The sequence below is a fragment of the Dongia sp. genome, assembly GCF_041905885.1.
In the GTDB taxonomy this organism is placed as follows: domain Bacteria; phylum Pseudomonadota; class Alphaproteobacteria; order Dongiales; family Dongiaceae; genus Dongia.
The window spans coordinates 73775-86400 of sequence record NZ_JAYRKD010000026.1; the positions used below are offsets into that span (position 1 = coordinate 73775).

Genomic DNA, 12626 nt, shown 5'->3' on the forward strand with positions numbered 1-12626 from the left:
GCCTATTCCCGATAGGGGAGGTTGATCGCTTCGCCGGTGAGCTTCTGCCAGCGCCGGCGGAACACTTCCCACTCGGCTTCCTCACGGCTGGTGAAGATCGGCGACGCCTCGACCGCAATCGGCTCTTCGCGCCGCGCCGGCATCTCGCCCAGCACCCATTCGCGGAACGGCTTGCGGCAGACCAGGATGACCTGACGCCCGCTCGGGTCCTGGCGCATCACGGTCAGCAGCCGCATCAGCCCGGGGCTGTGATGCCCGATCGGCCGGCGTCGGAACTCCTCGATATAGTTTCGGTCGGTGTCCGGGTCGATTTGATATGCCATCGCCGTATTGTGACGCTGTGCCGGCGCGAAGTCGAGGCTGCGGACGGAATTGGCGCTTGACCCCGCGCGCGGCCGGTCCATCATGTGACGAGGAGGCCGCCCATGCTTCGGCGTGCGTGTCTCATTCTCGGCCTGATCGCCGGCATTGCGGGATCGGCCCTCGCCCAATCGGATCTGCCGCAAACGGTGGTGCTGGCCCGGCTGTCGCGCGTTCCCGATCAGGTGATCGGCGGCGAGATCATGACCGCGGTTTATGCCAAGCTCGGCATCAAGGTCGAGTTCGTCGACGTCGAGGCGGTGCGCGCCCTGGAGCTCAGCAGCTCGGGTGCCATCGACGGCGAGATCCAGCGCATCGCGGCGGTGGCCGAGCAATTTCCGACCCTGATCCGGATCGCGACGCCGGTGAACTACATCGAGCCCGCGGCCTTCACCCGCGGCCTTACCTTCCCGGTCGACGGCTGGGCCTCGATTGCGGATTTCCAAATCGGCATCGTGCGTGGGGTCGGGTCCTCCGAACGCGGCACCAAGGGCATGCTGCACGTCCAGACCGCGACCAGCCTCGAAAACCTGATCCTGATGCTGGACCATGACCGCTTCCAGGTGATGGTGACCGACCGTATCAGCGGCGAAGTCTCGCTGAAGAAGATGGGCTTGGCCGATCGCATCCGCGCGCTCTCGCCACCACTCCAGCGCATCGAGCTTTACCACTACCTCAACCAGAAGCATCAGCTGCTGGCTGCCCGTGTCGCCGCCGTGCTGGCCGAGATGGCCGCCAGCGGCGAGTTGGCGGCACTCCGAGAACGGCTGGTCCAGCGCGTGCTTTCCGGGGATCTGGCCGGCGATCCCTAGGATCCGCCCGCCCTCGCGCGCGGCGCCGCCCCGGTGCCGGGAAATGCCCGGCTGCGGGCCGTCTCGCCTATGCTAAAATACCTACCAGTTTGATGAGGGACGCGGGCAAGGGATGGCCGGCAAATTCGAGGAGATCGCTGGTCTGCCCGTCGATGCCAGGCCCGCAAGTGCTGGGTCCGCAAGTGCCCGGCCCGATGAGCGGCGCCTGCCGAAGCTCGGCGATCTGCGCCACGGCATCGGGCTGCGCCTGTTGGTCTTCGTGCTGCTGTTCAGCTCGGCGGTGACGCTGGTCCTGACCGCGGTGCAGCTCTATCTCGACTATCGCTTCGATGTCGGCGCGATCGAGCAGCGCCTGGCCGAGGTCGAGCGCGGCTATCTTAACAGCCTCGCCGAGGGATTGTGGCAGCTCGACCAGAAGCAGCTGGAGCTGCAGCTGAAAGGCATCGCCACCCTGCCCGAGGTCAGTTACGCCGCGGTGATCGAATCCGGCAACGGCGGCAGCCCGCTGATGGTCGCGACCGGGGCCGAGGGCGCGGGCGCGGTGCTGCGGCGGGAGATCCCGATCGTCTACGACGACAGCGGCGGCCGCAAGGAGATCGGTCGCTTCGTGGTCGAGGCCAGCCTCGCCGGCGTTTATCAACGGCTGATCGAGAGCGCGCTGGTGATCCTGGTCAGCCAGGGCGCCAAGACATTCCTGGTCTCGGCCTTCATCGTCTTCGTGTTCTACCGGCTGGTCGGCCGGCATCTGTTCCAGATCGCCCACGCCGTCGCCGGCTACAATCCCTGGCATCCCGCGACGCCGTTGACGCTCAATCGCGGGCGGCGCAAGCAAGCCGACGAGCTCGATCGCGTGGTCTCCGCCTTCAACGATCTCAGCGCCAGCCTGCAGCGCTCCTATGGCGAGCTGAAGCAGGCCAACGCGGACCTGCAGCGCGATGTGGCCGCCCGCATCGCGGCCGAGGCGGCGCTGCGCGATAGCGAGGAGCGCTTCCACGACTATGCGGTGGCGGCCTCCGACTGGTTCTGGGAGACTGGGCCAGACCACCGCATCACCTATCTGTCGCCGAGCGTTGGCCTGCACGGCTTCGATGCCGGCAACTTCCTCGGCCATCTGCGCTGGGAGATGGCGGTGGACCGCGAAGCTGAGGCGGAGAAATGGCGCGAGCACGCGGCGCTGCTGGAGCGGCACGCGCCGTTCCGCGGCCTCACCTACCGCGTCCGCCGCCCTGACGGCAGCCTGGTCTACGCCGAGACCAGCGGCCAGCCGGTGTTCGACGACGCCGGCGCGTTCAAGGGCTATCGCGGCGTCGCCCGCGACGTGACCGCCTTCGTCGATGCCGAGCACGCCCTGCGCGAGGCGCGCGACCAGGCCGAGCAGGCGAGCCGGGCGAAGAGCCTGTTCCTCGCCAACATGAGCCACGAGCTCAGGACGCCGTTGAATGCGATCATCGGCTTGTCGGAGATGATCGACGGCCAGGTGCTCGGTGCCGACCATCCGAAATACCGCGAATACGCCGCCGACATCTCCACCAGCGGCAAGCATCTGCTGCGCATCATCAACGAGGTGCTCGACATCGCCAAGATCGAGGCCGGAAAGTTCGTGCTCGAGGAGAGCGAGACCGATCTCGGCGCGCTGGTCGAGGAGGTATCGCGGATCCTGGCGCTCGAGGCCGAGAAGGCCGAGCTGACGCTGACCACGCGCGTGCCGCCGGACCTGCCGCGGGTCCGGGTCGATGCCGGCGCGATCCGTCGCATCCTGTTCAACCTGCTCTCCAACGCGCTGAAGTTCACGCCGCCCCAGGGCGCCGTGCTGCTGTCGATCGCGCGCAATGAGGCGGGGATCGAGATTGTGGTCAGCGACACCGGCATCGGCATCGCGAAGGACGATTTGCCGAAGCTGATGCAGCCCTTCACCCAGGTCGAGGGCGCCTATCAGCGGCGCTACCGCGGCACCGGATTGGGCCTCGCGATCGTGCGGGCCCTGGTCGAGCTGCATGGCGGGACGATGGCGCTGGAGAGCAACCCCGGCCGCGGCACCCGGGTCAGGGTGATGTTGCCCGCGAGCCGCATCCTGCAGCCGCGCGACTAGGGGTCAAGTCAAGCCGTCGCGGCGCAGCGGCACCACGCGGCCGGTCGCCACGTTGGGCAGCGGGACCAGCACCGGCTTGCTGCGGCGCGCCGCCTTCACCGGCTTGGCGCCATAGAGCTGCTTGGTCGCCTCGATGATGACGGCCCCGGCGAGGCCGGCGAACCAGTTGTTGGCGAAACGCTCCCAGCCCGGCGCACCGGACAGCCAGGCCCGCGAGCGGAGCGGCATGAAATGCAGCGCCCGTGCGGTCTGCAGCGGCGTGAAGGAGGTGCTCCTGAGCAGGCGCGAGAGCTGGCCGGCGGAATAGGACTGCCCGAAGCCGAACGGGGTCCGTTCGGTCAGCGACCAGATGCTGCGCCGGCTCGGCACCACCACCATCAGCCGGCCGCCGCCGGACAGCACCCGCCAGGCCTCGCGCAGCATGTCGCCGGGATGCTCGGATGATTCCAGCGCATGGACCATCAGCACGCGGTCGATCGAGAAATCCTGGAACGGCAGCTCGGTCTCGTCGGCGAAGGTCACCAGGTTGCGCTGGCCCATCGGCCAGTGGATCACCCCTTGCCCGGCCGGCATCAGCGCCAGCACGCGCTCCGCTTCGTTGGCGAAGGGCGCGAGGTATGGCGTCGCGAAACCCAGGCCCAGCAGCGACTGGCCGGTCACGTCCGGCCAGAGCGCGCGGATCCGCGCCTGCAGCAGCCGGCGGGTCACCGCACCGAGCGGCGTCTGGTAGAAGTCATGGAGATCGACGACGTCCTGCCACATGATTCCAATCCCTCGGGGCGTTGATTATGCCACAACCGCTGCTAAGGTCAGCGGCCGATTTCTGCCAGGAATACAGGGAGTTCCACTATGCCGGCGCCGCTCGAGATCGCCCTCGTCCCGATGCTGAAGGACAACTACGCCTACCTGATCCATGACGCGGCCAGCGGGGCGACCGCGATCCTCGACCCTTCCGAAGCACAGCCCGGCCTGAAGGCGGCCGCGGCCCGGGGCTGGACCTTGACCCATGTGCTGGACACCCATCACCACAACGACCATTGCGGCGGCAACCTCGGCATCCAGCAGGCGACCGGCGCCAAGGTGGTCGGCCCGGCCTATGACCGCGCGCGCATTCCCGGCATCGACCTCGCGGTCGATGAGAAATCCGGCTTCGACTTCGCCGGTCATCACGCGCAGGTGCTGTTCATCCCCGGCCATACCAAGGGCCACATCGCCTTCCACTTCCCGGATTCCAAGGCAGTGTTCTGCGGCGACACCCTGTTCTCGATCGGTTGCGGCCGGATGTTCGAAGGGACATCCGACGTGATGTGGCCGTCGCTCCTGAAGCTGCGCGCGCTGCCCGACGACACGCGGATCTATTGCGGCCATGAATACACCGAGGCCAACATCCGCTTCGCGCTCCATGCCGATCCCGACAACGCCGCGCTGAAGCGGCGCGCGGTGGAGGCGAAGCAGCTGCGCGAAGCGGGCAAGCCGACCATTCCGGCCGTGCTGGGTGACGAGAAGCAATCGAACCCCTTCCTGCGCGCCGACGCGCCGGAACTCAAAGCCCGCTTCGGCGGCCAGGACAAGCCCGACCATGAAATCTTCGGCGCCATCCGCGCCGCCAAGGACCGTTTCTAAGGAGAGATGAAATGATGAAGCTGCGCTACGGCAGCACCAGCCCCTTCGTGCGCAAGGTGCTGGTGACCGCAATCGAGACCGGCCAGGACGGCGAGATCGAGCGGGTGAAGACCAACACCGCCGATCCTGCGCTGGGGCAGACCAACCCGCTGAACAAGATCCCGGCCCTCACCCTGGAAGACGGTTCGGTGCTGATCGACTCCGCGGTGATCTGCGAGTTCCTCGACAGCCGCAAGGGCGGCAAGCTGTTCCCGAAGGATGCATCGCGCTGGCCGACCTTGAGCCGCATGGCGCTCTGCGACGGCGCCCTCGACGCGGCGATCCTGCGCCGCTACGAAACGCAGCGGCCGGAGACCTTGCGCTCGATCGAATGGGACGGCAAGCAGAAGACCAAGGTCGACCAGGCCCTGGACGCGCTGGAGAAAGAGGCCGCGGGCTTCGGCGACAAGATCGACATCGGCACCCTGACCGTCGCGATCATGCTCGACTACCTCGACTTCCGCTTCGCGCAGGAGCCCTGGCGCGATGCGCATCCGAAGCTCGCCGCGTGGCACAAGGCGATCTCCGCGCGGCCCTCGCTCAAGAGCACGATGCCGTTCGACTGACGCGCTGGCTTGAGGCGGGGCCTAGGTCAGCCCCGCCTGCTTGGTCCGGCGCGCCGCATAGGCCTGCACATGGCAGTAGGCGACGCGCAGCAGATGCGCATCGAGGCCGGCGTCGCGGGCGCGGTGGTACATGTCGCCGATGATATGCTCGCCCTCGATCGGGCCGCCGGCTTCCATGTCGCGCAGCATCGAGGCGGTGAAGCCGGAATTGCGGTCGAACAGCAGGCTGCGCACGTTCTTCAGATAGTCTTCCGATGGGGGATATTCGGCCTCGGTGGCGACGGCGACCGTTTCCTCCAGGAATTCCGCCATCAGGTCGGGCCCGCCCTTGGTCGCCATGATCTCGCCGACCGAAGCGCGCATCAGCGTCGTCATGCCGGCGAGCGTCGCCAGCATCACCCATTTGTCCCAGAGATTCTGGTCGATCGGGTCGGCGCGCTTGGCAGAGAAGCTCGCCTTCCCGACCGCGGCCTCGAAATCGTCGAGCACCGGATCGATCTCCAGATGGTTCGGCTGGTCGGCGAAGGCGCCGAACACCATCCGGGCCATCGGGTTCAGATGCTCGATCTCGCCGAAGGCGTTGACCGTGGTCGAGCATTGCACGATTCCGCCGATCACCCGGCCGTGCCCCAACCGCTCGCGCATGCGGTCGTTGTGGGCCATGCCGTTCATGATCGGCAGCGCCAGCGCCCCGGCATCGACATGCGGCTCGATGGCCTGGAGCGCGGAGTCGAGGTCATAGGCCTTGCAGGTCACCAGCACGATGTCGAACTTCCGCGCGGCCTCGCCGGCGAGAACGGTCTGGACCTGAAGCTGGGCATTGCCGACCGGGCTCTTGATGACCAGGCCGTTTTCCTGGACGCGCCGGGCGCGCTCCGGCCGCAGGAGGAAGGTGACGTCGGCGCCGGACTCCACCAGCCGCCCGCCGAAATATCCGCCGGTTCCACCGGCGCCGAGAATCAGGATGCGCATGCTCGCCTCACGTTCGCTCGCTCACGGCAGCTTGTCCCGCAGAACGTACCACAGCATCGCCAGCACCAGCAGCGGGTGGCGGAGCAGGGTGCCGCCGGGGAAGGTCCGGTGTGGAATCTGGGAAAAGACGTCGAAGCGCCCGGCGGTTCCCGCCATGGCTTCGGCGATGAGCTTGCCGGCGATCCCGGTGATCGCCACCCCCATGCCGGAATAGCCATGGGCGTAATAGACCCGGCCGATCCGCCCCAGCTGCGGCAGCCGATGCATGGTGATCGCCAGCATGCCGCCCCAGCCGTATTCGATGCGCTTGCCTGCCAGCTGCGGGAACACCTTCAGCATATAGGGCTGCACGAAGCCGGCGATGTCGGCCGGCTCCCGCGTGCTGTAGCGCTCGCCGCCGCCGAACAGCATGCGGTTGTCGGCGGTGACGCGGTAATAGCTGACCACGAACTTGGTGTCGCAGGCGCAGGCGCCGCTCGGGATCAGCGCTTTCGCTTCCGCTTCGGGCAGCGGCTCGGTGGTGATCACGAAATTGGCGATCGGCATGATCTTGCCGGCGATTCGGGGCTCCAGTGCGCCCAGATAGGCGTTGCAGCCGAGCACGGCGTAATCCGCCTCGATCTTGCCTGCCTCGGTCATCACGGTGACCTTGGCGCCGTCGTCGTCGACCCTGGTGGCCGCGCTCTGCTCGAACATCTGTACGCCGGCCGCCTGCGCTGCTTTGGCGAGACCGAGCGTGTAGTTCAGCGGGTGCAGATGCCCGCCGCCGCTGTCCTTGATGCCGCCGTGATAGATGTCGCTGGCGATCTCGTTTCGGATCGCATCGCGGTCGAGCAGCCTCGCCTGCTGGTAGTTCATGTCGCGCTCGAAACAGGCGATCTCCTCTTCCATCCAGGCGAGATCGCCGGGCTTCGAGGCCAGCAGCATGTTGCCGGGGCGCAAGTCGCAGTCGATGCCGTGTTTCTCGACCCGCTCCCAGATGATGCCGCGCGCCTCCTCGGCGAGATCGAACAGTGCCTTGCCGCGCTGCTTGCCGAACTTGGCGATCAGCTCCTGCGGCGACTTGCGCAAGCCGGTGTTGATCTGCCCGCCGTTCCGCCCCGAGGCGCCCCAACCGATACGGTTGGCCTCGATCAGCGCCACCTTGAAGCCCTGTTCGGCAAGGTTGAGCGCCGCGCTCAAGCCGGTGAGCCCGCCGCCGACCACGCAGACATCGGCGCGGATCGATTCCGTCAGCCGCGGCCAGGTCCCATGCGGATTCGCGGTCGCGGCGTAATAGGAGCTTTTCGGGTGCTCTTGGTTGGAGAACATGCTGCCTGCCTTGAATGCGCGGCAGCATAGAGATTGGCTTGATGGGTCTCAAGCAGCGTCAAGGCCTATCCGGCCCTAGCAAACCCCGTCGAGCAGCCGGTAATGCGCCGCCCTTGCCACCGCCTGCACGCGGTTGCGCGCGCCGAGCTTCCGCGTCGCCGACTTAAGATGCAGCATCACCGTCGCCGGCGAGCGGTCGAGCTGGTAGGCGATCTGCTTGGCGGTCATGCCCTTGGCGCAGAGCTTCAGGCATTCGCGCTCTCGGGGCGAGAGGCGCACATGCCGTGAGGGCAGGGCGTCGGGGTCGTAGGTCTCCACCGCCGCGTTGTGGAAGGCATAGCCGGCGAGCGCGATCTCGCTGATCTGCCGCCGCGCGTCCTTCTCGAAGCCGGGCTCGGGATCGACCCGGATCGCGTTGAAGGTGGCGAGCCCGCCTTGCGCGAGGCGCATCGGCACCGTGACGCCGATCGTCATCCGGGTGTCGAGGCAGTAGTGGATCACCGGCTGGTGGCGGTCGGTCACCACCGCGGCCAGCGCATTCTCCGCCGGGTTGCCGTCGACCTTGTTGCAGGACCACATGAAGGGCGCGTTGGCCTTGACCGCCAGCTCCTGCATCGGGTCGATCTGACAGAAGCCGCCCTTGGTCCAGAGTTCCGGCATCTCGGCGTCGATGTTGCGGATCTCGAGCAGGCTGGGGCTGATCAGGTTGCCCTCCGGCGTCATCGGCACCGGCGTGTAGTCATAGCCGAGCGCGGTGAAGCCGAGATCTTCGAGCGCGGCGATCATCGCGTCGAGCCGGGGCCCAAGCCCTGCGACGCTCGACAGCCGATCCTCCAACCCTTCCAACCAGCGTGACATGATGACAGGGATGTTACTGCCCCTGCTCGACCTGTCGCAACACCCGGTGCAGCACGCCTTCGTGAATGCCCATTTCCTCGAGATGGACAACGGTGTTCTTCAGGTAATCGACGTTGCTGCCGGTCTTGCCGATCGCCTTCTTGATCCGGCGGGCGATCTCGGCGATCTCCAGCTTGCCGGCATATTGCGGGTGCCGGCGGTCGGCCACATAGGCCAGCGCGGTCTGGATCCGGTTGTCCTCCAGCCGGACTTTCAACCAGCGCGGCTCATAGACCCCGGTCACCATCTCGCGGGCATGCAGCCCGTCGGCAACCGCTTGGGCATGTTCCGGCTTCACCCGGAACATGCGGCCATGGCACATCCCGCCCCGGTCGAGGCCGAGCACCAGGCCGGGATTCTCCCGCGTGCCGCGATAATGGGTCGAATGGATGCAAAAGGCGCGGTGATAGCCGTGCAGGGCGGCCGGCACGATATCGATATAGGGGAAATCCGGCCGCCACATCAGCGAGCCATAGCCGAACACCCGGAGCTCGGCGCCGGGCTCGAGCTTGACCCTGCGGCTTTCGATCAGGTCCTGGTCGATGAGGCCGAGTTCGTCCTCATCAATGGCGGTTTCAGTCGGCATCGCCTTCCAAGAGGAAGCCGGTCACGGCCTCGTTGAAGGGCTGCGGCTTCTCGACATTGCAGAGGTGATAGCCGCCCTCGATCACCGTCAGCCGCGCGCCCTGGATCCGGTCGCGCAAGGCGCTGACCGCGGCCACCGGCGCGCCCGGGTCCTTCTCGCCGGCGATGCAGAGCACCGGCAGGCGCAAGGTCTCCAGCTTCGCGCCGGGAATATCCATCCGCTTGATCGCCAGCGCCGCGCCGATATAGCCGGCGGCCGGCGTCGCGCGAATCAAGTCGGCGATCCACTTCGTCGTTTCCGGCTGTGCCGCGCGGAACTCCGGCGAGAGCCAGCGCGCCAAGGTGCCTTCGACCTGGGAGCCGACGCCGTCCTTGGCGATGGCATCGACCCGGTCGTCCCACATCTTCTGGGCATCGGCATTGGGCTTGCCGGTCCCGGCGCAGGCGAGCACCAGGCGGTCGAGCATCTTGATATGCCTGAGCGCCAGCACCTGCCCGATCATGCTGCCGATCGACAGCCCGACGAAATGGAAGCGGCCATGCCCGAGCTTCGCCACCAGCTCGGCGACGTCGTCGGCCATCTGCTCCAAGGTATAGCCGCGCGTGAGGTCCTCGCCGGTCGCGTCGGTGCCGCCATGCCCGCGCATGTCATAGGAGAGAACGCGGAAATGCCGGGTCAGCGCGGGGAGCTGCTCGCGCCACATCGCGCCGCTCACCGAGAGCGCGTGGGAGAGCACGACCAGCGGCCGATCCTCCGGCCCGTCGAGGCGATAGTGGAAGTTGGTGTGGTCGAGCCTGACGCTGGGCATGGCGGCGGTGCGGGCGAGAACTACTCGCCCTTGCCGGACGCCTTGGTCAGCGCCTCGATCTGGCGCTGCAACGCCGCCATCTGGCTCTTCAGGTCGGTGATCTCGTTGGCCGAGGGCGCTTCCGCCGGCTTCTCGCCGCCGCCCGCGGGCGCAGCACCGCCGGCGCCGGGCATGCCGCCCTTGAACGGATTCCACATCCGCATCGCCTGCTCGAAGAAGGCCATGTTCTGCTTCGACATCTCCTCGAAGCGGTCCATCGGGAACATGCCGCCGAAGCTGTCCTTCATATAGGAGCGCATCTGCTCCTGGTTCTTGGAGAAGCTCTCCATGCTCTGCTCGAGATAGCGCGGCACCAGGAACTGCAGGTTGTCGCCATAGAGGCTGATCAACTGGCGCAGGAAATTGATGGGCAGCATGTTCTGCCCCTTGGACTCTTCCTCGACGATGATCTGGGTCAGCACCGAGCGGGTGATGTCCTCGCCGGTCTTGGCATCCTCGACGGTGAACTCGGTGCCGTTGCGCACCATCTGGGCGAGATAGTCCAGGGTCACATACGAGCTGGTGGCGGTGTTGTAGAGCCGGCGATTCGCGTATTTCTTGATCCGGACCGGCGTCTGTCCGTTCTTGCCTTCGCCGGATTTGCCCTCCGGCCCGCCTTCCGCTTTCCTGCCTTCACTGTCGGCCATGTTCTTTGTGCCCTTTTAACCAACCCCCTGGATGCAACGCAGCATAGCAGGATTAACCCCCCATTTGGCAATGCGGTCGCTGCGATGCGGAAACCCCATCTTTCGCAGTGCGGCCCATCTTTCGCACTGCGAAAAGGCTGTTATAGTTTCGCCCCATGGCAGAAGACGGCAAGAAAACCGGCCCTGAAACAGCCCCCCAGCCTTCCGTAGAGGAGCTGGCCAAGCGGCTGATGGATCTCTGGCAGGAGCAGATGGCGGCGATCGCCGCCGACCCCGACCTGATGCGCCAGATGGCCCAGATGATGGCGGCCTCGCCCTTCCCGGCGATGATGCAGGGCATCATGCAGGGCGTGCTGGCCGCGTCGGCGAAGACCGGCCCGCAGAATCCTTATGAATGGTGGAAGGCGGAGAATGGCGCAGGCGCGAAACCACCCGCTGCGGCCCCATCCCCTGAGGTTGGGACCCCGGCCGCTGCCCCAGCATCTCAGCCTGGCGGCGGCGACCTGGCTGAACTCCGGCGCAATCTTGCCGGCCTTGAAGCTCGGCTCGCAGAACTGGGCGGCGGCGGAACAGGCGAACCCGCCAGCCAGCCCAAGCCCAAACGACCGCGCAAACCTCAGAAACCGGTGGCGGGAGCTGCTGGCGGAAGTGGAGAAAGCGGAGCCGGTGGCGCTGGCGGGGGCGCTGCAGGCTGAAGGCCTGCGCCGTTTCGACCAGCTTCTCTCCGGCGTCGAGAAATACCGCCACGCCCCGAAGAGCCGCAACGTCGCGGACGCGCCGGTGCTCTGGCGCGAAGGCACCACCCGGCTGCTCGACTATCGCACCCAGCAGGATCCCAGGGCGCCGCGCCTGCTGGTGATCCCCTCGCTGGTCAACCGCTACTACATCCTCGACCTCGAGCCGGACGCGAGCTTCCTGCGCTGGACTGCCGCGCAGGGCTTCGCGCCCTTCGTGATGGACTGGGGCTCGCCGGGTGCGGAGGAACGCGGCTTCGGTTTCACCGACTATGTCGCCGGGCGCCTCGAACGCGCGCTCGACGCGGTGCAGCGGGAACCGGGCGGCCCGATCTTCGTCATCGGCTATTGCATGGGCGGCAACCTGGCGCTGGCGCTCTCGCTGCGCCGCCAGGCCGAGATCGCCGGCCTGATTCTGCTCGCCACCCCCTGGGACTTCCACGCCGAAGCAAAAGAGCATTCGCTGATGCTGGCCGAAATCGGCCGCGGCCTCGAGCCGGTGCTGCAGCTCTTCGGTGAGCTCCCGGTCGATATCCTGCAATGCTTCTTCTCGGGCTTCGACCCGTTCCAGGTGTTGCGCAAGTTTCAGAACTTCGCCGGCGCCGACCCGGCGAGTCCGGGCGCGAAGAAGTTCGTGGCGCTGGAAGATTGGCTGAACGACGGCATGGCGGTCTCGGCCGCGGTGGCGCGCGAATGCCTGACCGGCTGGTACGGCGAGAACACCCCGGCGCGCGGGGCATGGAAAGTCGCCGGCGCCCCGGTCCTGCCGCAGCAGTTCCAGCAGCCGGCCCTGTGCCTCATCCCCGCCGGCGACCGCATCGTCCCGCCGAAGAGCGCCCTCGCGCTCGCCGATGCGCTGCCCAAGGGCGAACGCATACTCCCCAGCGCCGGCCACATCGGCATGATGGCGGGCAGCAAGGCGCTGCCGCTGGTCTGGGAGCCGATGAAGGCGTGGATCGGGCGATAGAACGCACGCGCTGTAATTCTTGCTGCATACTCCCGAATTCAGGCGGCGGGGTAACGTCAATTGTTGTGTGTCAGGAGGAAGAGGGTACTGACGCCCTGTGACTTGTTTTCGTGGGTGAAGACGGCGAACAGGATGCGGTCCATGGAGGTTCTATCCTGGAAAGTGCCCATCGGCCT

Annotated in this window: 14 protein-coding genes; 6 read left to right on the forward strand and 8 right to left on the reverse strand. The window is 66.8% G+C overall.

Annotated features, from left to right (window positions below; translation table 11 throughout):
- Window positions 1-2: 2 nt before the first annotated feature.
- On the reverse strand, window positions 3-323 hold the full coding sequence (locus ACH2CY_RS21995; RefSeq protein WP_395021734.1) for a hypothetical protein: 321 nt from the start codon (window positions 321-323) through the stop codon (window positions 3-5).
- Window positions 324-425: 102 nt separating this feature from the next.
- Between ACH2CY_RS21995 and ACH2CY_RS22000 the strand changes: the two genes are divergently transcribed.
- Both ACH2CY_RS22000 and ACH2CY_RS22005 read left to right on the forward strand, forming a co-directional pair.
- Window positions 426-1172 (forward strand): substrate-binding periplasmic protein, encoded by a 747-nt coding sequence (locus ACH2CY_RS22000; protein WP_395021735.1) that lies wholly within the window; start codon window positions 426-428, stop codon window positions 1170-1172.
- Between the two features lie 112 nt (window positions 1173-1284).
- Window positions 1285-3261 (forward strand): ATP-binding protein, encoded by a 1977-nt coding sequence (locus ACH2CY_RS22005; RefSeq protein ID WP_395021737.1) that lies wholly within the window; start codon window positions 1285-1287, stop codon window positions 3259-3261.
- 3 nt (window positions 3262-3264) lie between these two features.
- Here the strand turns inward: ACH2CY_RS22005 and ACH2CY_RS22010 are convergent, their stop codons facing one another.
- Entirely contained in the window at window positions 3265-4023 is a 759-nt protein-coding gene (locus ACH2CY_RS22010; protein ID WP_395021739.1) for a class I SAM-dependent methyltransferase, read from the reverse strand.
- Between the two features lie 87 nt (window positions 4024-4110).
- On the opposite strand from ACH2CY_RS22010, the gene gloB reads away from it, so the two are divergent.
- Window positions 4111-4884, forward strand: a complete 774-nt coding sequence (gene gloB / locus ACH2CY_RS22015) for a hydroxyacylglutathione hydrolase (RefSeq protein WP_395021741.1) — start codon at window positions 4111-4113, stop codon at window positions 4882-4884.
- Between the two features lie 11 nt (window positions 4885-4895).
- The gene (locus ACH2CY_RS22020) at window positions 4896-5489 is read left to right on the forward strand and encodes a glutathione S-transferase family protein (RefSeq protein WP_395021742.1); all 594 of its coding nucleotides are present in this window, start codon (window positions 4896-4898) and stop codon (window positions 5487-5489) included.
- A 21-nt stretch (window positions 5490-5510) separates the two neighbouring features.
- Here ACH2CY_RS22020 and ACH2CY_RS22025 read toward each other — a convergent pair whose 3' ends face one another.
- The 6 genes from ACH2CY_RS22025 to phaR all read right to left on the reverse strand — a co-directional run bounded on the left by ACH2CY_RS22025 (window position 5511) and on the right by phaR (window position 10749).
- Window positions 5511-6461, reverse strand: coding sequence for a ketopantoate reductase family protein (locus ACH2CY_RS22025; protein WP_395021744.1), 951 nt, complete (start codon window positions 6459-6461; stop codon window positions 5511-5513).
- Between the two features lie 21 nt (window positions 6462-6482).
- Window positions 6483-7772: an NAD(P)/FAD-dependent oxidoreductase gene (locus ACH2CY_RS22030; protein WP_395021745.1), complete on the reverse strand. Its 1290-nt coding sequence runs from the start codon at window positions 7770-7772 to the stop codon at window positions 6483-6485.
- Between the two features lie 75 nt (window positions 7773-7847).
- On the reverse strand, window positions 7848-8630 hold the full coding sequence (locus tag ACH2CY_RS22035) for a LuxR C-terminal-related transcriptional regulator (protein ID WP_395021747.1): 783 nt from the start codon (window positions 8628-8630) through the stop codon (window positions 7848-7850).
- 13 nt (window positions 8631-8643) lie between these two features.
- Window positions 8644-9255 (reverse strand): gamma-glutamylcyclotransferase, encoded by a 612-nt coding sequence (locus tag ACH2CY_RS22040; RefSeq protein WP_395021748.1) that lies wholly within the window; start codon window positions 9253-9255, stop codon window positions 8644-8646.
- Entirely contained in the window at window positions 9245-10063 is an 819-nt protein-coding gene (locus tag ACH2CY_RS22045) for an alpha/beta fold hydrolase (RefSeq protein ID WP_395021749.1), read from the reverse strand. The genes ACH2CY_RS22040 and ACH2CY_RS22045 overlap by 11 nt, the downstream gene beginning before the upstream one ends.
- A gap of 20 nt (window positions 10064-10083) precedes the next feature.
- Window positions 10084-10749 (reverse strand): polyhydroxyalkanoate synthesis repressor PhaR, encoded by a 666-nt coding sequence (gene phaR, locus ACH2CY_RS22050; protein ID WP_395021752.1) that lies wholly within the window; start codon window positions 10747-10749, stop codon window positions 10084-10086.
- A gap of 155 nt (window positions 10750-10904) precedes the next feature.
- Between phaR and ACH2CY_RS22055 the strand changes: the two genes are divergently transcribed.
- Together ACH2CY_RS22055 and ACH2CY_RS22060 are read left to right on the forward strand one after the other, a co-directional pair.
- Window positions 10905-11444 (forward strand): hypothetical protein, encoded by a 540-nt coding sequence (locus ACH2CY_RS22055; protein ID WP_395021755.1) that lies wholly within the window; start codon window positions 10905-10907, stop codon window positions 11442-11444.
- Entirely contained in the window at window positions 11398-12450 is a 1053-nt protein-coding gene (locus ACH2CY_RS22060; protein WP_395021757.1) for an alpha/beta fold hydrolase, read from the forward strand. The genes ACH2CY_RS22055 and ACH2CY_RS22060 overlap by 47 nt, the downstream gene beginning before the upstream one ends.
- Window positions 12451-12626 lie beyond the last annotated feature (176 nt).